The following is a 25,701-nucleotide window of genomic DNA, read 5'->3' as shown; positions in this document are numbered from 1 at the left end:
ATGACGGGCGCACCTTGGCGGCCAGTTCCCCCGAACCAGGAGTGCAGACTTGGACGAGGTAGCGCCCTCGACGGTACCCGCGGACTCCCGTGCCGCAGCCACGGCGGGACGGCTGCCGAACCCGGACAGCAGGGTGGTCCGGGCGGCCGTGGCCGGTGACCCGGACGCGATCCGGGACTTGACCCGTTTCCTTTCCCCGCACGTGTTCCGCTACTGCGCGAGCAGGATCGGCGCCGCCGGAACGGGTGCCTGCGACGCGCAGGACTGCGCACAGGAAGTGTTGCAGGCGGTGCTGATCGCCTTGCCCCGCTACCGGTACCGCCCGGACCGGTTCCTCGCGTTCGTCCTCGGGATCGCCGGGCACAAGGTGGCCGACCTGCACCGGCGCCGTTCCCGCGAACCGGTCGCCTCCGTCGCGGAGATCGGCGACGGGCTGACGTCGTGGGCACGCCGCGACCCGGACGAGATCGAACGGCTGGAGCACCGGCTGCAGGCCGGTGTCCTGCTGGCGAGATTGCCGATGCCGCACCGCGAGGTGATCGCTCTCCGGTTCGTGTTCGGCCTTTCGGCCGAGGAGACGGCGGAACGGCTCGGCCTGCCGAGCGCGGGGGCGGTCCGCGCGGCCCAGTTCCGGGCGCTCGCCCGGTTGCGCGTCCTGCTCACCGAGCGCAACGTCCGTTACGCGAGCGATGTCCCGATCATCGGGCAAACCGCCGAACCGGAGCTCGTCCCGGTATAGATCAGTCCACTTCGGACTGTCGATTCTTTGTACGCCGCTTGTACGAGTGCCCCGCATTCTGTCCCTCTATCTGGGGAAACCACTGGAGGACAGAGATGAAGATCCGATCGAGGATCGTCAGAGGCGCCGTGGGCACCATCGCACTGGCCGGGGCGATCATGCTCGGCGGCGCGGGCGAGGCGCTCGCGGCGACGGGCACGGTGAACACCGACTCCGGGGTGGCGGTGACCGTGCGGTCGAGCCCGAGCACCGGCGCGAGCTCGGTCGGCACCGTCGCGAGCGGCACCGCCGTCACGATCGACTGCCAGACGAACGGCACGACGGTGACCGGGAAATACGGCACCACCGACATCTGGGACTACGTGCCGTCGAAGGGCGGCTACATCAGCGACGCCTACGTCTACACCGGTTCGGACGGCCGGGTCGCCCCGGACTGCGCCGGCAGCACCCTCTCCTGTTCCACCGCGGGCACCGGCAACCCGAGGACCTGCGCCGAGGCCGTCGCGTGGGCGAAGGCGCACGTGCACACCAACAACGATCCGAACTACTACCGCTGGTGCGACCGGATCAACTCGTGGGCCTACGGCTGGACCGCGAGCGGTTCGGAAACGGCCTACGTGCACTGGACCCAGATCCCGGGTTCGTACAAGCACCCCGGCGACACCCAGGTCCCCGCGGGCGGGCTCGCGTTCTTCAGCAACGGCGGCACGGGACACACGATGATCTCGATCGGCGGCGGCAAGTTCCTGTCGAACGACATCCACGGCCCCGGCAGCTTCACCGAGACCACCATCTCGGAGATCAAGAACGCGTGGAACTACACCTATCTCGGCTGGTCGCAGCCGTGGTTCAAGATCAACCACTGATCTCGGACCGCCTCGGGCGCTGCCGGACGAAGGGGGTCCTCGTCCGGCAGCGCCCCCTCCCTTTGTCAGCCACGCTCAGCACCTGAAAGCGCCCTTTCGTCGCATCGTGATAAAAAGCGGCCACTCGATCGGGTTAGAGTTGACGGATGGGCACCGAAGCTCTCGCTACTCCCGCACCCCGGGAGCAGCGTGCGCTCATGCAGGCGATGCTCACCCGGCTGCCCGAGTTCAGCGATCGCCTCGCCCAGCTGCTCAGCGACGAGGACGAGTTCTATCACCAGGTGGACACCACCGCGCCGGACGAGTTGCGCAAGGTCTGCCGGGCGAATCTCGAGCGGGCGCTCACCGCGCTCGTCGAGGGGCGCGGGCTGCCGCTCGACGCGGCCCGCAAGACCGGGCTGGCCCAGGCCAGGCAGGGTATCCCGCTGCCGTCCGTGCTCCGCGCGTTCCGGATCGGCGGGATCTTCGTCTACGAGCGCCTGCTGGAACTCGCGGGCCCCGGGTTCATCAACCCGGCACGCACGGTCGAGATCAACTCCAACGTGTGGAAGACCATCGATCTCTACTCGGACGCGCTGACCACCGCGTACAACGAGGTCGCCGCCGAACTCTCCCAGGAGAAACTCGCCCTGCTGGACGGGCTGCTGCAGGGCCGGTACGCCACGCAGACGGAGCTCGAGAACGCCGCGAAGGAACTCGACCTCCCAGCCGCGGGCACGTTCGTCGCCGTCGTTACCGAAGCCGTCGAGCCGGAGGAACGCCCCGGCGTCGAGGCGCTCCTGCGGGCGCGGCGCTGGAAGTCGGCCTGGCGGCCGGGCGCCGAGGTCGGGCTGGTGGTGATCGATCGCGTCGAGGACGTCCGGCGGCTGCGCGACCTGCTGGGCACCCTGCCGCTGGCGGCGGGGATGAGCAGGCCGTTCAACGGATTCCTCGAGGTGCCGGACGCGGTCCACCGGGCCCGGATCGCCCGTCGCTCGCTGGCCACCGGCGCCGCCGGAGTCGCCGTCTTCGGCGACTCCCCGGTCACCACGCTGGTCGCGAGCGCGCCGGAGATGTCGCGGGACGTGCTGCGTTCGGTGCTGACCGGGCTGCTGGTGCTGCCCAAACCCGAGCGGCAGGTCCTGCTCGACACCCTGATCGCGTGGTTCGCCGGGCACGGCTCGGCCAAGGAGGCCGCGGACCGGCTGATCGTCCACCCGAACACGGTCCGGTACCGGCTGCGCCGGGTGCAGGAACTGACCCGGCGCGACCTGTCCGACCCGGTCGACGTCGGCGAACTCTACGTCGCGCTGGAAGCGGTCCGGCTGACCGACTCTTAGAGCCTGTTCCTCTCCGGGGCCATGTCGGCGTCGATGATCCTCGCGAGGTCCAGCAGGGTGTGCCCCAGACCGGGCCTCGCGGTGAGCCGTACCGCGAGGGTGCGGCCGCGCGCGGTCGTGGCGACCGGGAGGGTGACTTCGGGGTTCGCGGACCTTGTCCACTGTGGACGGCGCCCGGCCGCGGACAGGACGATGTCGGGATGCGGTGATCGCCGCCCGGGACGCCACCGTGATCTCCTGGCGTCGAGGTCTCGGATCACGTTGCCGTGCAACGAAAGCAGCGCCGCGACGTCGGCGACGGCGTCGCGGAGCTCGATATCGGTGATGGAATCCGAGTAGGCGCCGATGTCCAGGGCGCGGCGATCGTTCGGGTCCTGCGGCACAGAGTTCCTTTCCACGCACCGGAAGTCGTCCGATGGTGGTCCCGATCACGTTGTTCCGGGGAACAAACATGTTTGGCTGACTGCGCCGAATGGCGGCGCCGGTACGACCTTCCGGTCGCACGGCCTGCCTGTGACCGCCGGTCACACCTTTGACGCCGACCGGCGGGCGGGCCAGTATCTGGCGACTGATTACCGATGGGTAATGTGGATGTTTCCGGGTTTCACCAGGAGGACCGTTGCGACGAGCGTTGAGCCTGATCTTCTTGGCCCTAGGGGTGTTTTCGATCGCCGGCGCGGTGTTGCTGCCGACCTATGTGAAACCCGAACTCGCCAAGGTGCCACTGAACCAGGAATCGACGTCGGTCCTCGAAGGCACCGCGTCCAAGGTGCTCGCGGTGAAGAAAGAGGGCGACAAGACCATCACGGAGATCCGTGACGACGCCAAACTGAAGGCGACCGCCCACGTGGTGGCGAACTTCGCGCCGCCGGAGATGCGGGAAGGCACGGACGTCGCCGTGTGGCTGATGGCCGTCTCGGTCGTCGACACCGCCGACCAGACCGTGGTCAACGCGAGCAAACGCCAGGTCTGCTTCGACCGCCGCACCGCGGAAGGGTACGTGCCGCCGGGCGGCGACCAGGAGTCGAAGTGCTCCGACAAGAGCAGCTTCGTCACCAAGCTCAAGGAGAAGCCCGAAAAGGAGAACGAGAAGCCCGAGGAGGTCCAGGAGTACAAGCCGCAGCCCGGCCTGAACTTCAAGTTCCCCTTCGGCACCGAGCAGAAGGACTACCAGGTCTACGACGACAACACCGGCCGCGCGGTCCAGGCCCGGTTCAAGGGCGTCGAAGACATCAAGGGCGTCGAGGTCTACAAGTTCGTCCAGGAGATCCCCGACACGAAGATCTCGACGAAGAAGGTTCCGGGCTCGCTCATCGGCGCCACCGGGGACTCCGTCGAGGCGGGCCAGTTCTACACGGGCACCATCACGAGCTGGATCGAGCCGGTGACGGGTATCCAGGTCAAGCAGGAACAGCAGTCGCACCAGGAACTGCGGTCGGCCGCCAACCCCACCCCCACGGTGGTCTTCGACGGCAAGCTGGCCTTCACCGACGCGACCGTCGACGCGATGGTCAAGCAGGTCGACGAGAACAAGGGCAAGCTCGACTTCATCGGGAGCACCGGGCCGATCGTGCTCGGGATCGCCGGCGCGGCCTTCCTCGCCCTCGGGATCTTCCTCCTGGTGAAGCGCCGCCCCACCCCCTCACGCCACTAACGCTTGCGCAGCACCATCACCAGATTCCACGACGCGACCTCCCGGACACCCGGGACATGCGCGATCCACTGGGCCCAGGAGGGGTGGTAGCGCGGGTAGACCTCCTGGAGATCGGCGAGCGGCGCGGCCTTCCCCCACCGGATGGCCGCGCCCGCCGAAAAGGCGAAAAGGCTCTCGCCGAATTTGTTCTTCGGCTCCTTCCCGTTCTTTTCGAGATACCGCCGCCGGGCGTAGTGCCCGCCGAGGAAATGCCACGGCGCCGTCTCGTGCCCGCCCCACGGTGAATACCACGGCGTGAACGAGGCGAAAATCGTTCCGCCGGGTTTGGTCACCCGGCACATCTCGGCCAGCATGACCTCGGGTTCGGAAACGTGTTCGAGGACGTTCGACGAATAGCAGACGTCGACCGACGCGGTGCGCACGGGCAGCTTCGTCCCGCTGCCGCGCACCATGTTCTCCCCGGCTTCTCCCCGCGCCGTCAGCTCGCCGACGTCGGGATCTATGCCCAGATACGTCGCTCCCGCGGCACGGAACGCGTCGGAGAAATAGCCAGGTCCACCACCGACGTCGACGATGGTTCGGCCGTTCAACGGAGTGTGCTGCGCCAATTGCCGGACGGAGTCCTCGGCGAGCACCGAGTAGAAACCGTCCGGATCCGTCTGTTCGGTGAGAAAAGCCCGGAACAACGTCACCGATCTGCGCAAGGTGGCGCGATGAGGCATCGTTGAACGGGTCACCGACCGATTACCGACCATCGAACCATCGCTTTCCGAGAATGATTCATCTACCGTGTACGCACCGGTAACCTAGCATTGTCGCTAACAGGTTGGGAGAACCACGATGGAACGGCCACGTGTGCTGCTCGTCAACTGGCGCGACACCGGGCATCCGGAGGGCGGCGGCTCCGAGCGGTACGTCGAGCGGATGGCCGAGGGGCTCGCCAAAGCCGGATACCGGGTCGAGATCCAGTGCGCCGCGTACCCGGGCGCCAACGCCGGGGAATGGCGCGACGGGGTCCGCTATCGCCGCCGCGGCAACAAGTTCGGCGTCTACCTCCACGCTCTGCGCGCGATCCGGAAGGCGCACGCCGACCTCGTCGTCGACGTGCAGAACGGGATGCCGTTCTTCGCCAGGCTCGTGGCGGGCTGCCCGGTTCTCGTGCTGGTGCACCACGTCCACAAGGAGCAGTGGATCAGCGCGCTCGGGGAGACGGTGGGCCGCATCGGCTGGTGGATCGAGTCGCGGCTGGCTCCGTGGCTGTTCCGGCATTGCCGCTACGTCACGGTTTCCGAGATCACCAAGGGCGAGCTCGCCGGCCTCGGTATCGAAGGCTCGCGGATCACCGTGGTGCCCAACGGGTTGGACACTCCCCCGCGCGGCAAGGCCGTGCGGGAGGCCGAACCGACGCTGGTCGCGGTCAGCAGACTGGTGCCGCACAAGCGGATCGAGCACGCGATCGACGTCGTCGCGGAGCTGACCCGGCGCTGGCCGACGCTGCGGCTCGAGATCGTCGGCCAAGGCCCATGGGAAGAGGTCTTGCGCAAGCACGCCCGCGACAGGGGCGTCGAAGACCGCGTGCGGCTGCACGGCTGGGTGAGTGAGGACGAGAAACACGAGATCCTGGAACGGTCCTGGCTGCACCTGTGCCCGTCGGTCAAGGAGGGCTGGGGCATCGTCATCATGGAGGCCGCCGCGCACGGCGTGCCGTCGGTGGCCTACCGGGCGGCCGGTGGAGTGGCCGAGTCCATTGTGGAGGGCAAGACCGGGCTGCTGGCCGACGACTTCGCCGATTTCACCGCGCGGGTGGACGGGCTGCTCGCCGACCGGGCACGGCGGACCGAAATGGGCCGCGCCGGAGTGACCTGGGCCGGCCTGTTCGACTGGGAGCACAGCGTGAACCGCTTCGAATCACTCGTGCGCGACGTGGCCGGGGTGGCCATCCCCCATCCCAGGGTGCTGACGCCGCAGGGCTTGCACGATCCCGTCGGCCAGCCCGGCCGCGGCGGCGTCGTCGAAGTCCTTGCGGCGTGCGCGCACGGTGACGGTGCTCGTCTCCCCGACGGTCACCGCGCCGAACGCCACGCCTGAACGGCCACTGGCGGCGGGATAGAAGGCGATCGAGGTGACCGCGTCCGCCGCCGAAACGACGCCGAGATTGGAAACCAGATAGGTCGAACCGAGCCTGCCCGCCAGCAACCGCGTGCCCAACCGGGCGATTCTGCTGCTACGGGCGGGGAAATCGGGCTCCGGCGGCTGCGTGGCCAGCAGCGCACCCACTTCGGCGACCGTGGGTTTCCCGCCGAGCCGCAGCCGGAAGAACGCGCTGTCGTGCAGGGGTTCCGGGGCGGCGCCGCCTCGCCACGACGCACCGACCGCGGCCACCACCCGGGCGGCTTTCCGGCCGTGCCGGGCGTTCCACGTCTCGGTCAGGTCGGCGGCGGCCGCCGCGAAAGCGGAGGACCCGAACCGTGAGCGAGGCAGGATCCTGGCGCTGAAAACGTCCCCTGGGCCAGTTTCGGCCCGTTCCGGGGTGATCCTGGCAGGAGGCGCGAAAAGCGCTTCGGCGAGCCTGTGGAAGGCGGAGACGAGAAACGACCGATCCGCCGTACGGGTGCCGATTCCCTTGGCGGCGGACGAGATCGGGATGTCGAGGGCCAGCCCGAGGATGGCGAGCAGGCCCAGCCCGTCGAGCGCGCCGTGGTGCGCGGCGATCAGCACCACCGGTTCGTCGACGCCGACCGCGACCCGGAGCAACGGCGCACCGCGTTCGTACGACGCCTCGGCGAACCGGTCACGGACCGCCGGAAGTTCTTTGCCGGGAACGGCTTCGACGTCCGGAGCGGCGCCGAGCCACGGCCGTTCCTCGACCGCGACCGCCAGCCGCATCCGCGCCTTTTCCGGCGTCAGTACCGAAGACAGCCTCGCTTCCAGGAGGATGCTCCAGGAAACGGTGGGGTCGCCGTAGAGCCCGACGACCCGGCCGGCGTGGTCGGAAGCGAGCTCGGACACCGGCTCAGCGGTTGCCGTAAATGACGTTCTCGGGGCTCGAGTTCGGGTTGAACTGCTCCTTGATCTTCGCCTGCACCTGGGGTGCGGCGTCCGGATCGGCGGAGTTCGTCAGCGCGTAACTCCCCCCTGCGGCCGTTGCGAGCCCGATGATGACGGCTGCGGCCGCGCCGATGAGGGTGCCCAAGACCTACTCCTTCCGCGACAGGGAATTCCTGCGTCGGCTCAATGTACGCATCGGTAACTTGAGGCACAACAGTGCGGCGGCGATCGATAGCAGCGCTACTCCGTTTGCAAGCACCACGGGCATCGATGATCGCGTCCCGGTCACGACGGGCTCACCGGGAGTGCGGTAAAGCGTGAGCCAATCACCGGACCACACCGGTTCCGCGCCGGTCAGCAACCGCGGGTCGACCCGGCCCGGCGTCCCGTGTTCGACCAGGATCCAGCCGATTCCCGCCGCCGAAAGGTCTTGCGGCGACTTCGCCGCGCGGACACGGTCCATTCTGGAATCCTCGCCGGAGATCACTTCGTCGCCGACCCGCAGCGTGTCGTCGACGAGGACGGTCTCGGGCAGCGCCCGCGGCGCCGGGTCCAGCTGGGTCCGGTGGTCGTTCCAGGCGAAACTCCGGAACGTGGACAACGGCAGCGCGACGACGTCGCCGGGGCGGTCGTCTTCCGCGAGCACGCGGTGGACGGCGTTCCAGTCGTCCGGGTAGCGGACCGCTTCGAGCCTTCCCCAGCCACCCCAGGCGAGATCGGGCATGGTGAGCAAGGGAAAAAGCGCGGCGGCGGCGACGAGCGCCCCGCGCGCCGCCCCGGTCCGCAGGCGGGCGGCCGCGGCTTCGATCGAGAGCGCGAACCCGAGCGCGACCGGCAGCGCCCACCAGGCCACCCATTTCTGCGCGTCCCGCAGCAGTCCCGCGCCGGGAACGTGACCCATCGCCCAGGACAGCACGGGCTCGCCGAACGGCAGGGTCGCCAGCGCGGCGAGCACGACACCGAGAACTCCCAGCAGCAGCAACGCTCTCGCCGGCGGTTTGCCCCACTTTCGCGCCAGCGGGCGGAGCCCGGCCAAGGCCACGGCGACCGTGACGAGGATCAGCACCGGCGCCATCGGCGCGCCCCGGCTGCCGGGGACGACGTCGCCGTTCCAGATCCCGCCGAGCCCGAGCACGCTCAGGACGGCCGGGCCCCAGCTTTCCGCGCGGGCGCTGAACGCGGCCACCCCGGCGGGGTCGGACAGCGTGCCGCCGTCGTGCAGGAGGGCCGGGACGAGCCACGGCAGGTTGAGCACGAGGGCGACGCCGAGGGTGTGGCCGAGTTTTCGAGGTCCGGCCAGCGCGATCGCGGTGAGCGCGGCCAGCACTCCGCCGGGCGGGGTGAGTACCGCCGGGGCGCAGGCGAGCACCAGCCGCGCGAGCGCCCTCGGTTCGTTCCGGCGCAGGGAAAGCGCGGCGCGCACGATCCACGGGAGACAGGCGTAGGTGAGCAGGAGCGGCCAATGGCCGATGAACAACCGCTCCGCGAAATAGGCCGTCCACGCGTAGCCGGTGGCCGCGACGATCCGCGTACCGAGTTGCTCCGTCGGGACCAGCCGTCCTGCGCCGTATGCCGCAAGGAACAGCGACAGCAGCAGGACGATTTTCTGGACGACATCGCCGGGAACGACGGCGGTCGCGAGCGCGATCACGGCGTCGGCGGGGACCGACCGAGGCAGCGCGGAACCGAGCCCGAGCGCGTCCGGGACCAGGGACTGACGCTGGGCGAACACCATGTCGTAGCTCAAGACGAAGCCGCGGCCGAGCATCGGCGCGAACACCAGCAACGCCAGCCCAGCCGACACCGCGGCCAGGACAAGACGATCGCGCCGTGCGTCCAAGTGCCCTTCCCTTTCCGCCTCGATCGCGGTTATGGTCGCTCGATTACTCGCCGGTAATGGGAGCTCCGTTGAGCGTAGACGTCGAGGTCGAACAGACCAGGACCGACAAGCGTGTCGCGGCGATCCTCGTTTCCCTCGCGCTGGCCGCGAACAACGCCGGCGCCTACGCGCTGAGCATCATCGCCGCCCGGCTGCTCGCGCCGAGCGCGTTCGGGGAGCTGAGCTCGCTGCTCGCGGTGCTGGTGATCGGCGTCGTACCCGCGATGGGGCTGCAAACCGTGGTCGCGCTGCGGGTGGCCCGCAAGCCACAGGACAGCGGGACACTTCTGGCGCTCGGCCTCACGACGAGCGCCATCGTCGCGGCGATCGGCCTGATTCTCGCGCCGGTGCTGGTCTTCGTGCTGCACCTGGATTCCGTGGTGCCCGCGCTGCTGCTCGCCGTCACACTCGGGCCGCTCACGCTGCTCGGCCTGTTCCACGGCCTGCTGCAGGGCAGTGGCCGGTTCGCGCTGCTGGCCGGTCTCATGTCGCTCGAAGGCGCGGGCAAGGTCGGCGGGTCGCTGATCGGGCTCCTGATCGGCGGCGACGCCACCGGCGCGCTGGCGGGCACCGCGATCGGCTCGTACCTGGTGATCTTCTGCGGCTGGGTCCTCTGTGGACGGCCGCGGCCACGCAAGGCGGGACGGCAGGCGGGCGAGGTCCTGCACGCGGCTCAGGCGATGCTGGCGCTGGTCCTGCTGGTGAACCTCGACCTCGTGCTGGCGCGCCACACCCTCCCCGCGACCGAGGCAGGCGAATACGCGCTCGGCGCGATCGTCACGAAAATCGCCTACTGGCTCCCCCAAGCCGTCGGTGTCCTGGTGCTCCCCCGGTTCGCGAACGGCGACGACCGGCGCCGCATCCTGCCCGCCGCCCTGGCCGTCTGCGCCGCCCTCGACGCCGTCGTGCTCCTTGTTTCGCTGGTCGTCGGCCCACGCTTGCTCTCGTTCATCGGCGGCTCCGGCTACGCCGCCAGCACCATGCCGGTCTGGCCGTTCGCCCTCGCCGGCTCGATGCTCGCGCTGGTCCAGATCCTGCTGTTCTCGCGCCTCGCCGCCGGCGACCGGCGGGTGACCGTGCTGATGTGGGCGACCGTCGTCGTGGAGACGGTGCTGGTGACCACTTGGCTGCACTCGTCGGCCGCTCAGGTGGTGACTGTCGCTGCTTGCTGTGCTGGGGGTTTGGCGCTGTCCGGCGCGGTGTTGGAGCTGCGGTCGCGGCGGAGTTGACGGGCACTGTGTGGATTTCTGGTCATCTAACGCACCAAAATCCACACGGTCGCGCATGAAAGGTCCGGTCATGAAGTCGGGGCGCCGGGTTCTGTCGGTGATCGACTCCATGCTGCTCCAGTGCGTAGAGGAGATTGGGCACGCCACCCACTGATCGTCGGCAGTCCGTCGGTGATCACGGCGAAGCAACTCGAGGCCATCGGAGTATCGCGAAGCACGATCTCGCGACGGTGTCGGCAGGGAGGGCAGTGGCGGATGCTGCTGCCCGGCGTCGTGCTGCTCCAGAACGGCGAACCCACTGACGAACAGAAGATCAACGCCGCACTCCTGCATTCCGGCACCGACTCGATCCTGACCGGTGTACGCGCGTTGGAGCGCTACGGGCTGCGCAACCTCCCGGACACCGAGGAGGTCCACGTGCTCGTTCCGGCGGAACGCTCGGTCTCCGACAGCGGTTTCGTCCACGTCGAACGGTCACGCCGCCTGCCGAAACCCCGGCCACGGTCCGGAGTCGCGACCGCTCCGGTTCCCCGCGCGGTGATCGACGCGGCGCGGAGGACACCGCACAAGGACGCGATCACGGCGATGATGTCCGAAGCCGTCCAGCGAGGCTACTGCTTGCCAGAGGCACTCGCCGACGAACTCGAGGAAGGCCGACGGACGGGCACGGAGTCGTTGCGAACCACGCTCCTTCCGATCCTGGGCGGCGCCCGGTCGGTCGCCGAGGTCGACGCCTGGCGTCTCTGGCAACGGTCGGATCTGCCCGAATGCCGATGGAACGTCAAGATCTTCGACGCGAACGGCGGCTACATCGCACAGCCGGACGGCTGGTGCGACGAGCTGGGCTTCGCCTGGGAAATCGATTCCCTCGGGCACCACGCGGGAACCGACGGCTTCCGCCGCACACTCGCCCGCAACGCGCGCTATGCCGCGGCCGGGATCGTGGTGCTCCAGACCTTGCCCTCACGACTGCGTTCGGAACCGGACAAGGTCGCGGCCGAGCTCCGGGCGGCGCTGGACAGCGCTCGTCTACGACCGCGGCCCGACGTCCGGATCGGGTGAGCGGCCGGCGAACCAAGGCAAGCACATCGCCACCATCGCCGCCGCCGCCAGCAGCAGCGAAGCCTGTGTCACCGGACCATAAGCCCACTCCTGCCCGTGCCCCAGCAGCCGCCCCGCCACCGCGACGAGCGTTCCCACGACCATCCCGCCGAAAGCGAGATACCGCGGCGCGCGTTCGCTGAACTGGCGGGCCAGCAGGACGGCGATCAGCAGCACGATCGGCAGCATTCCGCCCAGGACGGCCAGCAGTCCGATGAGCACCACCGGGACGGCGACACCGGAGCCCGCCTCGACGGAGACGCGTCGCCGGCGGACGGGCCACAGCGTGCCGATCAGCACCAGCAGGATCGCGACCGTGCCGATCAGCAGGCCGGAGCGGTACTTCCAGTCCGGTGTGAACTCCAGTTGCACGACACCACCGGAACCGGCAGGCAGGATCCATGCCTGCTGCCAGCCGTCGACGCGCGTCTTCACCAGCGGAGTCCCGTTCAGCGAAGCGGTCCAGCCCGCGTTCGCGTTCTCCGGAACGGCCAAAATGGACTCGTCGCCACCCGCCACGGTGACCGATCGGGAGGTCGCGTCCCAGGACTCCACCGTGACGGCGCGATGCGCGGCGGGCGAAGCGGCCCTGCCGACGGGTTTGAGCCAGAGGTCTTGCACCACAAAGGATTCGGAACGGTCGGTCCGCAGTTCGTGTCCGCCCGCAGCCAGGTCGACGCCGCCCGCCGAATCGGGACACGCGGAGAGCGTCAACGGCCGGTGCGCGATGAAGTCGGCGAGCGTGCCGCGCACGGACGTGTCGTAGCCGAGGCCGTCCAGGCGGACGTTCGGACCCGATCCGCAGGGCAGGGTGAATTCCGCGGCCGGAGCGGGAAGTTCCGCACCGGTCAAGGAAAGACTCCCGATTCCGAGCGAGTTCCGGGTCCGCTGGTCGTCGTCGAGGCCGGCGAACGCGATCTTCAGCTGCGAGGTGTCCAAGGGCGGGAAGGTCGCCGCACCGGAGGCGTCGAGTTCGACGGAACGGCTCGACGTCGGTGTGGTCAGTTCCAACCGCGCGGGAGCGCCCTGGCCGGCGGCGACGCGGATCCCCGAGATCGTCTGGGGTTTCGCCCAGTCCAGGGTCAACGTCGGCCGCAGATCGGTGACGTCGGGCTGCCAGGCGGTCGCGGGATTCCCGTCCACCGCCGCGAACGCGCTCGCGGACGGATCTCCGCCCAGTTGCGAAGTCGCCGACACCTGCACGCCCGGCAAGGCCACCGGGAAGCGGCCACCACCGGCGGGCAGCACGGTGCCGCCGAATTCGTAAGCGCTCTGCGACGTCGTGGAGAACAGCCGCCGGATTCCCTCCGGTTCCTCCCCGTCGCGCGCGGCGTTGGCATCGCAGCGGAGGGGCACACACGCGTACCTCGGTTGCTGCCCGCGCGTGAACGCGAACCCCGGAGCCGTGCCAGCCCCGAGATCGGCGGGGACTTCCAGCGCGCGTTGCGGTTCCACGCCGGGGATCTTCAGGTCCGAGATCCCGACGTTCCCGTCCTGCCTGCCGACCACGAGCGACAGCAACGTGATCCGCACCTTGCGCGTCACCCCCGCCGGCACCGGATAGGTGTGCGCCCCTTCACCCCGGACGACCTGATGATCGACGGAACCGTTGTCCGTGGTGATCCGGATCCGGGTCGGCGGCCAGCCGACGCGGATGTCGTCGACCATGGCGAGATCGACCGAGTTCACCAGCCTCGGCGTATCGAGTTCGACTTCGAGCCATTCCCCGATCGGGCCGGTGAAACTCGACGAATGCCAGGCGGTGCGCGGATCCCCGTCCAGCGCGGCGAACGGCTGATGGCTCGGATCCGAGCCGCCGAAAGCGTCCGCGAACGACGCCGCCGTCGACGCCGTGACCGACCGGATCCCCCGGTACGCGGCCACGGTCTGGTGCTGCTCGCCCGGAAACGGCAGGACGTCCAGCGCGGCTCGTTGCTGCCGCGCCGATTCCCCGGCGGTCAGGGTCTGGCTCAGGTTGTCCCGCACGCCGCCGACGTTGCGTTCGGCGCGGCGCAGCCCGTCGGTGACCAGCCTCGGCCCGGACGGCGAACCGCCGTCCCCGGTCAGCACCGTCGGCGTGCCGGGGTCGAGCTGGCCGGAGTTCATCAGCGGCAGCAGGTTCTCCGGCCCGCCGCTCACCGTCGGGACGTCCTTCGTGGACGTCGCGGAGACGAGCGGAACCGGCCGTTTCACCTCGAAGATCTCCAGCGGCCCGAATTGGGCCGACTTCTCGATTCCCGGCGATCCCGCCAGCCCGGCGCGCAACGTCGTGAAATTGGGCGCGCCGACCTTGGCGCGGTCGATGTCGCCGCGCAGCATCAGGAACCGGTAGCCCGACCGCGCGAGCAGCGCGGCGAGCCCGGGATCCCCTCTGCCGTCGGCCAAAGCGGCGTCGACCGAGTCCATCAGGCGGGTGTTGCCCTCCGAACCCAGCGGGACCTGGTTGCGCACCGCCCACGGGCTGTCCGCGATGGCCTGCGCCGGTTCGTCCACGGTGCGGCCCCAGTCGTACTCGCCGAACCCGGTCGCGGGCAGCAGCAACGTGCGCGCCGTCGCGTCGGTCTTGGCGACGTACCCCATCGCGTCGTACCAATAGCCGGGCACCTCGTCCCAGCCCGGCCCCGGCCGCAACGTCAGCAGCCACACCGGTGCGGCCATCGCCACGACCAGCAGGGCGCCCAGCGCGGGACGCAGATTCCGTCGCACCGCGGGCGCGGCGCTCGTGATGCCATGCCCTGTGATGCCGTGCACGAACGCCAGCATCAGCGGCAGCCGCAGCACCGGCTCGAATTTGTGCACGTTCCGCAGCGGCGCGAGCGGGCCGTCGAGCAGATGCCGCACGGGTTCCGCCAGCGGGCTGTCGAGCGTCCCGACGTAGCCGACGGTCAGCAGCGTCAGCCCGGTCAGCACGCCGAGCACCAGGAAACGCCGTTCGGGCAGCCCACGCCGCGCGAGGCCGAACAGCCCGACCGCGGCCACCAGCCCGGTGGCCGCCATCAGCACGGGATTGTCGATCAGCGCCCAGCCCGACGGCCACCACGGCGTGCCCTGCACGACGTAGGCGACCCACTGGTTCGTGCCGCGCAGCACCTCGAACAACGACATCGGCGCCGTGGTGTTCGTCGCGGATTCGATGTAGTCGAGGAACGGCAGGCTGTACTGACCGAGCAACACCAGCGGCAGGAACCACCACAGCACCACGCCGACGACGAAGACGAACCACCAGATGACCAGCGCGACGTGCGTACTCCGCCATTTCCGGGTCAGCAACCACAACCCCGGGAGGACGAGCGCCATCACGACCATGGCGCCGTTGATCCCGCCCATGCACAGCACGGCGAGCGCGGACAACCCGGCCGCACGGCGCGGCGAGCCGATGCGATCGGCGAGGATCAGCGGCAGCAGCACCCACGGCAGCAGGACGGCGGGCAGCATTTCCGAGGACAACGACCCGATTTCGGTGACCATCCTCGGCGCGAGGGCGTAACCGACTGCTCCGATCAGCCGAGTCCGTTCGTTCCCCATTTTCAGCGCGCGGGCCACCAGCAGGGCGCCCCCGAACGCGACCGACAGCAGGATCGCGCACCACAGCCGCTGCGCGATCCACACCGGAACGCCGACGGCTTGGCACACCGCGAAGAACGGCCCCATCGGGAACAGGTAGCCGTAGGCCTGGTTCTGCAGCTCCCCCGCCGTCGCCTGGGGATTCCACAGGTGCAGCGCCCTGCCGAGGAAGGCCAGCGGATCCACGGCGAGGTCGAGTTTCGTGTCGAAGGTCGTCCTGCCGGGACGCTGCACAAAGGACAGCACGGTAAGCGCCAGCACGATCCACGTGCTCGGCCTCTTCACGAGCGCGCCGGGGGTTACCATCCGGTAGATACTAGGCGGAAACGTGGCTACTATGCGCCCTATGACAGACGGTTTCGAAGAAGCGTGGTCGCTCGCCGAACCCGTCAAGGGCTGGATGACGCGGGATCAGGGCCTCACCTTGTGGAACGCGGCCTGCCGGCTCGACAAGGGCGACCTCATCGTCGAAATCGGCAGTCACCAAGGCCGTTCGACGATCGTGCTCGCGAGCGCCGCCCGCACGGTCGGGGCGCGGGTGGTCGCCGTCGACCCGTTCGTCGACGGACGGCTCTTCGGCGGATCGCCGACGCGCCAACGGTTCGAGGCGAACCTGAGAAAGGCGGGCGTCGAGGACGTCGTCGAGCTCGTCGCGGAGTACAGCACGAAGCTCCGTCCACGCTGGGATCGCCCGATCCAGTTGCTCTACATCGACGGCAAACACGACTACTGGACCTACACCGACGACCTGCGCTGGTCGGCGAACCTGGTCGACGGTGGGGAAATCCTGGTCCACGACTGCTTTTCCTCGATCGGTGTCACCTTGGGCACGATCGCGAAAGTCCTCTTCGGACGGCGCTACACCTATCTCGACCGCGCGACGTCGCTGGCCCGGTTCCGGCTCGCCCCGCCCTCGGCGAAGGACAGGCTGCGTGTGCTCGCCCAGATGCCGTGGTTCCTGCGCAACGTCGGGATCAAGATCCTGCTGCGGCTGCGTCTGGCCCCCGTCGCGAAGATCTTCGGCCACGACAGCCCGTACGACCCTTACTGAGTGAGCGGCTTGCCGACGTCGACCTTGGCGAGACAGACGGGAGCTCCCTTGGCGGACAACTGAAAACCGATCTTGTCGAACAGCCCCTCGATCGGCAGGTACATCGTGTGCAGACCGGGCTGGAACCACACCGGCACACGGGTCCCGTCGCGGTCGACGAACCCTTCGCCGCCATCCGAGGTGAAGTAGTCGATCCGCAGCAGGTACCGGCCGAGAACGGGCGTGTCCAACGGAACGCGGACCAGTTGCTCGCCGACGGTGTACCCGCAGCCAGCGACCGGGCCGGGCAGGCCGCGGGAAACCGGTTCCACACCGGTGATCGTCCTCGCGGTGCCCGAATCGTCCAAAAGGGACATCCGGCTCGTCGGCTGGTCGAACAGGAAACCCGGGATCAGGCCGACCACCCGTGAGGCGCGGGCGTTTTCCCCGAACCAGCCGTGCAGGACGTCGTTCGGCACGGCCGTGTCGAACAGGACGAGGTCGGGGTCCCGTGCGATCGAGGCCCGCGCGTTGGCGAGGAACTCCCGGGAATGTTCGAACCGTAGTCCGGGTGCCAGCCGGGAGAAGCCCACGGCGGAACTCGCGATCAAGGCGAGGCACAACACCAGGGCGAACGGGCGTTTCGCCGGCGACGGCACGGGATCCGAAGGCCGGTCGAGCGGTTTGGGTTCCAGGAAGGCGAATGCGAGGCACAGCGCGACGACGAGCGTCAGATCAGCTACGTAGCGGGGGTCGCTGCCGAGCTCCGGGCCGACCTCGGTGAGCCTGGTGGCCGCCGAAAGCCCGATGTCCGCGACGAACACCAAGCCCAGCAGCAGCCAAGCTTTCCGGGCCCGAAGCCCGCCCACGCGAATCCCGGCGACCAGGACCGCGACGGCTGCGAGGAGCAGCGCGATCCTTACCACGACGGGGGAAGCGGCGAAGGTCGCGCCGGGCCCCGGCCCGGACCAAGGCCCGCCCACCATTCCGGGGATCAGGGTGTCACCGAGCATCCGGCCCGTCATGTCCGCGACCGTGCCGACGGTGACCGGGCCACCGCCCTGCCCGACCTGACTCGTGGTCAACGCCAGAAAAACGGCGGCGTAGCCCGCGAGGACGGCGGCGAGGACCCCCATCAGCACGAGGTGGCGACGCAGGGAAACCCCGAGCAGCACGGTGATCCCGGCGATCAGCACCGGGATGAACACCGCCTTTTCGTAAAAGGCGAGCCCGAAGACGGTCCAGGCCACGGTGGCGACCGCCCAGCGGCCGCCGTCGGCGAGATACCGCACGTGCGCGTGCAGAGCGGCCGTGGCCGCCAGCAGCACGGGCGCGATCTGGATCGCGTACGCCCACCACAACGTCGGGACGAGTAGCAGAGCCGACGTCGTGAACATCGTGAACGGGACGAGAATCCCCCACCGGCGCCCGAAACAGCGCACCAGTACCGCCCACAGCAACACCGACGCCGCCGCCTGCATCAGCAGGACCGGCGCCATCAGCACGGCGAAGTTCAACGGCGCCCAGGCGGTCAGCACGTCGGCGAGCAGGAACCCGCCCGGGGCGAGATGGCCGTGGTAATCCTGGAAAAAGAAGCCGAAATCGAACGGGCCCGACTTCGCGGCGTGATAGGTGATGACGAAATCGTCCTGCGCGAGGCTGCCACGCAGCGCTGCCCACACGTGAAGGGCGAGCGGGATCACGCCGGCGGCGAGCGCGACGAGCGTGACCGGCGAAGATCTTTTCCCCCGGAGAACCACGGGTCGCCTCAATTCTTGCAGGTCGGCGGCTGGCACATGATCTTGCTCAGCGCCTGGTAGAAGACGTCCGAGATCTTCCTCGGATCGGGGGTGGTGAACGATTCACCGCCGGTGGCGGTGGAAACCTGCCGCAGTTCGGACGCGTCGATATCCGGGCCGATGCCGATCCCGATGACCGGCAACGGTTTCCGCGGATCCTGGAGTGCGCCCAGTTCCTCCAGCAGCCGGGGCAGCCCGATCGTCTCGCTGTCCTCGTTGCGCCCGTCGGTGAGGACGACGACCAGGTTGATCCGGCCGGGTTTCCAGTTCTGCCTGGCGTTCTGGTACGCGGCGAGGATGGAATCGTAGAGCCCCGTCGCGCCACCGGCTTTCGGCCGCACGGCCTGCAGTTGCCCGACCCCGCCCGACGACTTCTGCTCGGCGATCGTCTTCATCGGCAACAGGACCCGATGGTCCTTGTCACCGTCCAATTTGGTCGAGAACAGCCACAACCCCAGCTCTGTAGTGGGTTTGAACAGCCCGAGCCCCTGTGTCGCGGCCTGCAGGGTGAGTTCCATCCGGCTCTTCCCCGTGCCCGGCACGGCGGCGGCCATCGAACCGGAGACGTCGAGCAGCACCTGGACCCGCGCGCTCAGGTTCGTCCCCGCCCAGGCCTGCAGTGCGGCGTACAGCTCCGTCACCGGCGGCGTTCCCGGCGGATGCGGTGCCGGATCGGTCCGGCCGTCCCGCGCCCGCGGCACGGCGAACTGACCGGTGGGCGCCCGGAATCCCGCGTCGGCGAAGATCGTGCCGGCGAGCGGATCGAGCAGCAGCCGCAGAAAGCGTTCCGCCGCGGTCCTCGACGCTTCGGACGCCTTGGGCAGCACGACATACGGATAGTCGAACCCCTGCACCGGAACGCCGGGGTAGGCCGCCACCAGGTTCCGGGCGAGGGCGGACTGCTCGGTCGCGGGGAAGGCTGCCGGGAACTGACCCGGCGCCGGGTTCAGCTTCCGCATCGCGGCGGTGAAGGCGGCGGCCGGGTCGGGTTCCTTCTCGGTCAGCTTCCGCAGGGCGAGCAGAGTGCCGACGCCGAGCGGGTCGCGTGCCGGATCCGGGATCCCGACCGGCGAATCGTCGATGACCTCCTGCCAGGACGGCGCTCTCCCCGGCCAGCCGAACCGCCGCGCGGTTTCGTCGGGAAGTCCCAATACCACCGGGGAATTCGCCACCGACTGACCGGATTCCGGCAGGTTCCACGCGCCGGCGTCCCTGGCCTGCGACAACATCGTGCTCGACTCGGGAACCCACACGTCGGGCCCGCCGGAGGTGGTGGTCCCGAGCAGATCCGCGGTCTTGGCCGACTCGCTCGCGGTCACGTCGACGCTGAAGCATTCCTCCTGCGGCACGGTCTTCGCGAGCCGCGTGAGCACCGGCGCCACGTCGGGCGCCGCGGTGATCTCGACCGGCGTCAGCGCGTCACAACCGTTGCCCGCCAATCGGGCCCGCAGATAGTCCACGCCCCACCACGCACCGAGCGCGATCACGAGCAACAGGCTCAAGACGACCACGGGCGCGTTGGACCGCCCGCCACGCCTCGGGCCTACCTGCATGTGGCTGCCTCCGAGGTACGGGGTGAGGACCTGGGATGTTGCCCAATCCGCCCGCGAACGTCAACCCTCGGGTAACTTAGCGCCTTCCGATGCGGCAAATGGCCTAACCGAAGTACTTTCCAGCACCGATGTGGGCGCCGGCGGATCGCCACCATCCCGCGTCGCCGGTCGAGTCGATCCCCTCGGCGATCACCGTCGCACCCGCCATGGTCGCGGTGTCGATGAGGTTCCGCAGCGCCCGTCCCGCCAGGGGTTCCGTCCGCCGCTCCGCGAGCCGGGGAGCGATCCGGACCGTCCGCACGGGCACGTCGACCAGGCAGACGACGTCACCGCCCGCGCCGAAGCCCTGCAGTTCCGCGTCCACCCCGATCTCGGCGAGCAGGTGCAGGTTGTCGACGGTCTCGCCGAGATCCGCGAGCACGGCGTCGGCGGGAAAGCCCAGCCTCAGCCGGGACGGCCCGAGCCCGGTCGCGGTCAGGATGTTCCGCACCGATCCGACGAGATCGGGATCGGCGGCCTGATGCGGCGTCAATCCCACGACCATCGGGAGCCTGTCGTCCGATTCCTCGCAGGCGGCGCGGATGAGCCATTCGCCTAGCGGCACGATGAGGCCGGTCTCGTCGGCGAAGCGGACACAGGTGTCGTGACCGATCCGGCCGTGACGCGGATGGTTCCACGCAAGCCTCGCCTCGATGCCCGCCGGCCTGCTGTCCGCGAGCCAGGTCAACGGCCGGAAGCCGACCTCGATCTCACCGGTCTCCCAGGCACCCGCCATGGAGACGGCGAGGCCGAACTCGTGCCGTTCCCTGCTGTCGAGCACCGAGTCGGACAGCGCCCATTGCCGGTAGCCGTTGGCCTGCGCCCGGCGCAGCGTCATATCCGAGACGCGCAGCAGTTCGTTCGGCGCGATATCCCTCGGCGGCCGGTGCACGACGCCGACACAGGCCGAAACCGCGACACCACTGCCGCTCTCGAGGTAAACCGGTTCGGACAGCTCCTGGTTGATCATGCCGATGACGGTGGCGACGTCCGGGCTGGTCGCGGTGTTCTGGATGAGGATGCCGAATTCGTCGCCGCCGATCCTGGCGACGAGCGCGTCCTCGCCGCCGACGACGGTCCGCAGTTTCGCGGCGACGTTCTTCAACAGGTCGTCGCTCTGTTTCTGGCCGAGCCCTCCCGCGATCAGGGAGAAACCGTCGAGGTCGAGGTGATAGACCGTGACGCCGAACGACGGGTCGGCGTGCCGTAAAGCCCGTTCGAGGCGGGTGCCGAAGCACTGCCGGTTCGGCAGGCCGGTCAGCGGGTCGTGCAGGGCTTGACGGCTCAGCTGCCGCTGCAGCAACGAAACGTCCGTGTCGCCGTCGACCAGGGTGATCAACTGCTGGGCCTCGCCGGCCGGGTCCCGGATGACGGCGCCGGTGAAGCCGGCCCACGTCGGTTCCTCGTCCTCGGTCACGAGTCTTCGCGACAGCTCGAGCCGCTGGCTCTCGCCGTCGAGCAGCTTCCGGTAGCCCTCGCGCAGGCCGTCGGCGTCGTCCGGGTGCACGAGGTCGTAGAGGTTGAGCCCGCTGAGATCCGCGACGGGCCGGTTCAGCATTTCGGCGAACGCCGGATTCACCCGCTGGACGCGGCCGTCGACCCTGGTGACGGCCACGCCGGTCGCCGAGCCGGTGAACAACTGCTCGAAACGCGCCTGGGTCAGCACCAGCTCGCGCCGCGTCTCGCGTTCGAGCGTGACCAACGTGCGGCTCAGATCCTCTTGCTGTGTCTGGATGCTCTCGCGCAACGCCTCGCCGTAGCCGGACGCGAGCGCACCGAGCACCTGCAACACCCGTTCAGGGAGCGACTTCACGCTCCGCAACTCCGGCTCGTGCAAGAGCCCCTTGCCGAGTACGTCCATCGTGCGGCGCAGGCTGTCCGGCCCGACGCACCTGAGCGCGACGAGCCGCGCGCCGGCTTCGGTGGCCTTCGCGGGCTCGGCGTCCTCACTCAGCACCGCCTCGAAGACCTCGTCCAGCAGAGCGGCGAAATGCTCTTCGATCTGGGCGTGGGTATACGGAAGATACGCCGTACCGGTGACCAGGTAGGCCCACTTGCGGGCCAGCGTGGCGCGGGTCGGCGCGGCGTTCTTCCGCTTCGGTGCCGCGGAGGATGAAGCTCTCTTGGGGGCGTCCGGCGATACGGGGAACTCATCGCCGTCCGGAAGTGGGGCAGTCACGTCCGCCGGTCCTGGGGTCGCTTTCGTATTCCGTGGTGGAGATACATCCTCCACGATTCTGAAGCCGTACTCACGGTTTAACCGTCACCCAATCGGGTGGTCACCCTACGGTACTGCAACACCGACCTTTTCCCTCAGCCAATCGCGGGTGGCGTCCCGATACTGGGACGCGTTGCGATGTAACGCCAGCGAATGTCCGGCACCGGGCAGAACATACGTGGAAAGCTCGGCCTCGGGCCGGTAGAACGGCGCTTCCGCCGGACGCAGTGTCTCGCCGCTCGAACAGTCCCGAAGTGCGAAAAGGCCGCACATCAGGATGTCCTCGGACCCGACCGCTTGAAGCACCGGAACCCGGATCCCTTTCGTCGCGGGCAGCACGATGCCGAACACGGCGACCGTTCCCATTCCCGGGACCGAAACCTGATCCTTGGTCGCCTCATCCGCTTCGATGACCAGGGGGTCGGAATTTTCCGTCGCGTAGAACAGTCCGGCACGCGCTCCCGGTTTCGTCGTGAAATAGAGCGGATCGCTGCCCAGTGAACCGAGCCGCCCGTCGGCGAACGCGGGCTGCAGACCGAAAAGCACGCCGAGCGTCAGGGCGGGGACCGACGGCAGATGCGTCATCCCGGTGAGGATCACGCCGTCCACGTCCTGATACGTCGAGGCCTCGGCCGCGACGATGCCCGAACCGACCGAATGGCCGACGATCACGACCTTCTCGAACGACGTGCCGCCGACCCGTCCCGCGCGCAGATGACCGACCACCTCGTGCATCGATCGCGCCAGCACCGGCAGCAGGAGCGGCAGGCTGAGCGGTTTACTGCTCCCGCCCGAACCGAGCTGATCCGCGGCGAAGGTCGCGTAGCCGTGTTTGGCCATGTCCCGTTGGTACGAATAGCGATCCGGGTCGTAGGGCAGGTCCCAGTAAGCGCTGTTGTAGGTGCCGCCGTGCACCAGCAGCTGGACCGCTTTGGGCGCCGGACCCTCGGGCAGGCAGAACCGGCCGTGCACCGTGGCGGGTTCGCCGAGCGGGCCGGTGACCGGCAGATCCAGATCGGAACAGCGGACGTCGACGGCCTCGGCCGGGGCCGCGACCAGGAAACCACCGAGGAGCACGCAGCACGCGGCCACGACCGTGGCCAGTTTGAGCGGCATTCTCACAGAACCCTCTCCGGAATCGGGACGCTCGGAAGGAGCACGAACCCTACACCTGGTGACGGAACGCTCACCGTCAGGCTTGTGTTCGCGGCCGGACGATCATCGGCAACCGGTTCGGCTGCATCGTCGCTTTGATCTTGGGAAAGACCTTCACGCCCGGTACCGGTTCCAGCCGCCACCGGGCGCCGATCGTCGCCGCCACCAACGCGATCTCCGTGGGGGCGAACTGATGGCCGGGGCACAACCGGGCGCCGGCGCCGAACGGGATGAACGCGCCCTTCGGCAGCTCGGCGGCGCGCTCGGGCTCCCAGCGATCCGGATCGAAACGGTCGGGATCGGGGAACCAGCGCGGATCGCGATGCAGCGTGTGCTGGCTGACCGCGACCTCGGTACCGGAGGGAATGCGCACACCGCCGAGTTCGACGTCCTCCCGCGCCCGCCGCATCAGGATCACCGGCGGGGTCCGGCGGACGACCTCGTTGATGATCCGCTGTGTGTAGACCAGGCGCGGCAGATGCTCGAAGCGCGCGGGCCCGCCGTCCAGCACCTCGTCGACCTCGGCGTGGAAGCGGCGCTCGATATCCGGCCGTGCCCCGATCTCGTGGAAGAACCACGCGAGCGCGACGGCGGTGGTCTCCGCGCCGGTGGTGAGGATCGTGATGACCTCGTCCTCCACCTGCCGGTCGGTCATCTTCTCGCCGGTCTCGTCGTCCTTGGCCAGCAACAACATCGACAGCAGATCGCCCTGGTCGCCGCCCTTCCCGCGCGCTTCGAGGACGGCGTCGCCGATGACCCGCCGCAGCCGCGCGGCCGCCGCGTCGAACTCGCGGTTCGCCGGGATCGGCAGGCGTTCCACGAACTTCGGCGAGAACGCCCGGACCATGACGTACTTCAACATGATCGGGATCGACCGCTGGATCTCGGTGAGCGCGTCGTCGCCGAGTTCCGTGGAGAACAGCGTGCGCCCGGAGATGGTCAGCGCGAGGTCCTGCATGCGCCGGTCGAATTCGACCACCTCGCCCGGTTTCCACCCGTCGGCAAGGTCTACAGCGAGCTTCGTCATCGTCGTCTCGGCGTAGAGCGCGATACGGCTTCGCTGGAACGCGGGCAGCATCATCCGTCGTTGCCGCTGGTTGAAGGCACCGTTGGAAGTCGCGAGCCCGTCGCCGAACAACGGCCGCATCTTGTCGAACACGATGCCTTTGTCGAACTTCCCCGCGTCGACGGCGAGCAACCGCCAGGCGAGCTCCGGAGTCGTGACCAGATAGACCGGCATCGGCCCGAAGTCGAGCCGCACGACGTCGCCGTGCGATCGCAGTGAGGACAACAGTTTCAGCGGGTCACGGAGCATCGGCACGGTATGCCCCAGCACCGGCCAGCGGCCAGGTGCGACAGGGACGCCCAGAGGTGTTGCCATCGTGCTCGTCTCCCGGTGCCTGGACGCTGAACCCGGTCACCTTAGGACCGCGAGGCCGCGGGCAGGCTTCCGCCGTCGCACATCCACACGATCGGACGATGGCGGCCCGGCCTCGCGCGGCCGCTAGACTTCTGTGCCCCAACGGATCCCAACCGAACGGCGGCGACGACGGTGACTTCGAACCTGAGCTGGGTGCCTCCCGAGGTCGACACGACCGTGCCGAATCCCGCCCGGGTCTACGACTACTGGCTCAATGGCGACCACAACTTCCAGGCCGATCGTGACCTGGGCGAACAGATCCTGAAGATCATGCCGGGTATCCGCGACGCGGCCCGGCTCAACCGCGCCTTCCTGCGGCGTGCCGCGCTGCACATGGTGGAGGCCGGGGTTCGGCAGTTCCTCGACATCGGCTCCGGCATCCCGACGGTCGGCAACCTCCACGAGATCGTCCAGCGGATCGACCCGTCCTGCCGGGTGGTCTACGTCGACCGCGAATCGGTCGCCGTGGCACACGCCAAACTGCTGCTGCGCGGCAACGACCGGTGCGCGGCGATCCAGGCCGATCTCCGCGACGTCAACGACATCCTCGACGCGCCCGAAACCAGGGAGCTGCTGGATCTCGACCAGCCGGTCGGTCTGTTCATGTTGCTGCTGCTGCATTTCGTGCCGGACTCGTGGGAGCCGTACACGATATTGGCCCGCTACCGGGAGCGCATGGCCCCCGGCAGTTTCCTCGCCCTCTCGCACGTCGCCGCCGACGCGGATTCGAGCGGCCTCGACGAGGCCATCGAGGCGTACAAGAGCACCCAGAACGACCCCATCCCCCGGACCCACGATCAGGTGCTTTCGTTCTTCGAGGGATTCGACGTCCTCGAACCCGGCGTCGTCGGCTGCGCGATGTGGCGCCCCCAGGGCGCCGGCGACATGTCCGAAGACCCGGAGATCAACTCGCTGCCGTATGCCGGGGTGGGCCGGAAACCGTAGGGTCACCTCGTGAGTGGTAAGGACGGTTATTGAGGGGTAAGGCAAACGTGGCATGGTCGGCGCGGGTGAGTCGTGGGGGGGGGGGGGGGGGGGGGGGGGGGGGGGGACCCCAACCCCCCCCCCCCCAGCACCCCCCCCCCGCC

The 25,701-nt window shown here is 68.9% G+C and carries 19 protein-coding genes; 9 read left to right on the top strand and 10 right to left on the bottom strand.

Annotation, left to right across the window (positions count from 1 at the left end):
* Positions 1-49: 49 nt before the first annotated feature.
* From ACIRGA_RS13470 to ACIRGA_RS13460, 3 genes are all read left to right on the top strand, one after another.
* Positions 50-739 (top strand): sigma-70 family RNA polymerase sigma factor, encoded by a 690-nt coding sequence (locus ACIRGA_RS13470; RefSeq protein WP_400940382.1) that lies wholly within the window; start codon positions 50-52, stop codon positions 737-739.
* A 95-nt stretch (positions 740-834) separates the two neighbouring features.
* Positions 835-1,605, top strand: coding sequence for a hypothetical protein (locus ACIRGA_RS13465; RefSeq protein ID WP_400940380.1), 771 nt, complete (start codon positions 835-837; stop codon positions 1,603-1,605).
* Positions 1,606-1,751: 146 nt separating this feature from the next.
* A complete protein-coding gene (locus ACIRGA_RS13460; RefSeq protein WP_400940378.1) occupies positions 1,752-2,924 on the top strand; it encodes a PucR family transcriptional regulator in 1,173 nt (390 codons plus the stop codon).
* Here the strand turns inward: ACIRGA_RS13460 and ACIRGA_RS13455 are convergent.
* Complete coding sequence (locus ACIRGA_RS13455; protein WP_400940376.1) at positions 2,921-3,307, bottom strand: hypothetical protein; 387 nt, start codon at positions 3,305-3,307, stop codon at positions 2,921-2,923. The two genes, ACIRGA_RS13460 and ACIRGA_RS13455, sit on opposite strands and share 4 nt — an antisense overlap.
* 236 nt (positions 3,308-3,543) lie before the next feature.
* On the opposite strand from ACIRGA_RS13455, the gene ACIRGA_RS13450 reads away from it, so the two are divergent.
* Entirely contained in the window at positions 3,544-4,578 is a 1,035-nt protein-coding gene (locus tag ACIRGA_RS13450) for a DUF3068 domain-containing protein (protein WP_400940373.1), read from the top strand.
* Here ACIRGA_RS13450 and ACIRGA_RS13445 read toward each other — a convergent pair.
* Positions 4,575-5,270, bottom strand: a complete 696-nt coding sequence (locus tag ACIRGA_RS13445) for a methyltransferase domain-containing protein (protein ID WP_400940370.1) — start codon at positions 5,268-5,270, stop codon at positions 4,575-4,577. The two genes, ACIRGA_RS13450 and ACIRGA_RS13445, sit on opposite strands and share 4 nt — an antisense overlap.
* Positions 5,271-5,433: 163 nt before the next feature.
* Here ACIRGA_RS13445 and ACIRGA_RS13440 point away from each other — a divergent pair, with 163 nt between their 5' ends.
* Complete coding sequence (locus ACIRGA_RS13440; protein ID WP_400940673.1) at positions 5,434-6,666, top strand: glycosyltransferase family 4 protein; 1,233 nt, start codon at positions 5,434-5,436, stop codon at positions 6,664-6,666.
* Between the two features lie 925 nt (positions 6,667-7,591).
* On the opposite strand, the gene ACIRGA_RS13435 is transcribed toward ACIRGA_RS13440, so the two are convergent.
* Positions 7,592-7,771 (bottom strand): hypothetical protein, encoded by a 180-nt coding sequence (locus ACIRGA_RS13435; protein WP_378245216.1) that lies wholly within the window; start codon positions 7,769-7,771, stop codon positions 7,592-7,594.
* Positions 7,772-7,774: 3 nt separating this feature from the next.
* On the bottom strand, positions 7,775-9,466 hold the full coding sequence (locus ACIRGA_RS13430; protein ID WP_400940367.1) for a hypothetical protein: 1,692 nt from the start codon (positions 9,464-9,466) through the stop codon (positions 7,775-7,777).
* A 68-nt stretch (positions 9,467-9,534) separates the two neighbouring features.
* Here ACIRGA_RS13430 and ACIRGA_RS13425 point away from each other — a divergent pair, with 68 nt between their 5' ends.
* Positions 9,535-10,734: a lipopolysaccharide biosynthesis protein gene (locus ACIRGA_RS13425; protein WP_400940364.1), complete on the top strand. Its 1,200-nt coding sequence runs from the start codon at positions 9,535-9,537 to the stop codon at positions 10,732-10,734.
* Between the two features lie 255 nt (positions 10,735-10,989).
* Positions 10,990-11,796 carry a hypothetical protein gene (locus ACIRGA_RS13420; protein ID WP_400940362.1) on the top strand — a complete coding sequence of 269 codons (807 nt, stop codon included), beginning with the start codon at positions 10,990-10,992 and terminating at the stop codon, positions 11,794-11,796.
* Here the strand turns inward: ACIRGA_RS13420 and ACIRGA_RS13415 are convergent.
* On the bottom strand, positions 11,764-15,705 hold the full coding sequence (locus tag ACIRGA_RS13415; protein WP_400940359.1) for an alpha-(1->3)-arabinofuranosyltransferase: 3,942 nt from the start codon (positions 15,703-15,705) through the stop codon (positions 11,764-11,766). The two genes, ACIRGA_RS13420 and ACIRGA_RS13415, sit on opposite strands and share 33 nt — an antisense overlap.
* A 40-nt stretch (positions 15,706-15,745) precedes the next feature.
* On the opposite strand from ACIRGA_RS13415, the gene ACIRGA_RS13410 reads away from it, so the two are divergent.
* Positions 15,746-16,450, top strand: a complete 705-nt coding sequence (locus ACIRGA_RS13410) for a class I SAM-dependent methyltransferase (protein ID WP_400940357.1) — start codon at positions 15,746-15,748, stop codon at positions 16,448-16,450.
* Here ACIRGA_RS13410 and ACIRGA_RS13405 read toward each other — a convergent pair.
* The 5 genes from ACIRGA_RS13405 to ACIRGA_RS13385 all read right to left on the bottom strand — a co-directional run bounded on the left by ACIRGA_RS13405 (position 16,444) and on the right by ACIRGA_RS13385 (position 24,574).
* Positions 16,444-18,189 carry a hypothetical protein gene (locus ACIRGA_RS13405; RefSeq protein WP_400940354.1) on the bottom strand — a complete coding sequence of 582 codons (1,746 nt, stop codon included), beginning with the start codon at positions 18,187-18,189 and terminating at the stop codon, positions 16,444-16,446. The genes ACIRGA_RS13410 and ACIRGA_RS13405 overlap by 7 nt on opposite strands.
* A gap of 8 nt (positions 18,190-18,197) precedes the next feature.
* Complete coding sequence (locus ACIRGA_RS13400; RefSeq protein WP_400940352.1) at positions 18,198-19,781, bottom strand: substrate-binding and VWA domain-containing protein; 1,584 nt, start codon at positions 19,779-19,781, stop codon at positions 18,198-18,200.
* A 103-nt stretch (positions 19,782-19,884) separates the two neighbouring features.
* Entirely contained in the window at positions 19,885-21,999 is a 2,115-nt protein-coding gene (locus ACIRGA_RS13395; RefSeq protein WP_400940349.1) for an EAL domain-containing protein, read from the bottom strand.
* Between the two features lie 105 nt (positions 22,000-22,104).
* The gene (locus ACIRGA_RS13390) at positions 22,105-23,154 is read right to left on the bottom strand and encodes an alpha/beta hydrolase (RefSeq protein WP_400940347.1); all 1,050 of its coding nucleotides are present in this window, start codon (positions 23,152-23,154) and stop codon (positions 22,105-22,107) included.
* A gap of 76 nt (positions 23,155-23,230) precedes the next feature.
* Entirely contained in the window at positions 23,231-24,574 is a 1,344-nt protein-coding gene (locus tag ACIRGA_RS13385) for a cytochrome P450 (protein ID WP_400940344.1), read from the bottom strand.
* A 171-nt stretch (positions 24,575-24,745) separates the two neighbouring features.
* Between ACIRGA_RS13385 and ACIRGA_RS13380 the strand changes: the two genes are divergently transcribed.
* Entirely contained in the window at positions 24,746-25,558 is an 813-nt protein-coding gene (locus ACIRGA_RS13380) for an SAM-dependent methyltransferase (RefSeq protein WP_400940342.1), read from the top strand.
* Positions 25,559-25,701 lie beyond the last annotated feature (143 nt).

Source organism: Amycolatopsis sp. NPDC102389, assembly GCF_044765885.1.
In the GTDB taxonomy this organism is placed as follows: Bacteria; Actinomycetota; Actinomycetes; order Mycobacteriales; family Pseudonocardiaceae; genus Amycolatopsis.
The sequence above is the reverse complement of the archived record's forward strand: the minus strand, read 5'-3'. Positions and strand labels throughout refer to the sequence as shown.

What these genes read in the sequence shown, in the direction of transcription:
- ACIRGA_RS13420 (WP_400940362.1), top strand. Translation starts at nt 10,990, where the DNA reads ATGCTGCTGCCCGGCGTCGTGCTGCTCCAGAACGGCGAACCCACTGAC.
- ACIRGA_RS13400 (WP_400940352.1), bottom strand. Translation starts at nt 19,781, where the DNA reads ATGCAGGTAGGCCCGAGGCGTGGCGGGCGGTCCAACGCGCCCGTGGTC.
- ACIRGA_RS13390 (WP_400940347.1), bottom strand. Translation starts at nt 23,154, where the DNA reads ATGCCGCTCAAACTGGCCACGGTCGTGGCCGCGTGCTGCGTGCTCCTC.
- ACIRGA_RS13465 (WP_400940380.1), top strand. Translation starts at nt 835, where the DNA reads ATGAAGATCCGATCGAGGATCGTCAGAGGCGCCGTGGGCACCATCGCA.
- ACIRGA_RS13410 (WP_400940357.1), top strand. Translation starts at nt 15,746, where the DNA reads ATGACAGACGGTTTCGAAGAAGCGTGGTCGCTCGCCGAACCCGTCAAG.
- ACIRGA_RS13460 (WP_400940378.1), top strand. Translation starts at nt 1,752, where the DNA reads ATGGGCACCGAAGCTCTCGCTACTCCCGCACCCCGGGAGCAGCGTGCG.
- ACIRGA_RS13385 (WP_400940344.1), bottom strand. Translation starts at nt 24,574, where the DNA reads ATGGCAACACCTCTGGGCGTCCCTGTCGCACCTGGCCGCTGGCCGGTG.
- ACIRGA_RS13415 (WP_400940359.1), bottom strand. Translation starts at nt 15,705, where the DNA reads ATGGTAACCCCCGGCGCGCTCGTGAAGAGGCCGAGCACGTGGATCGTG.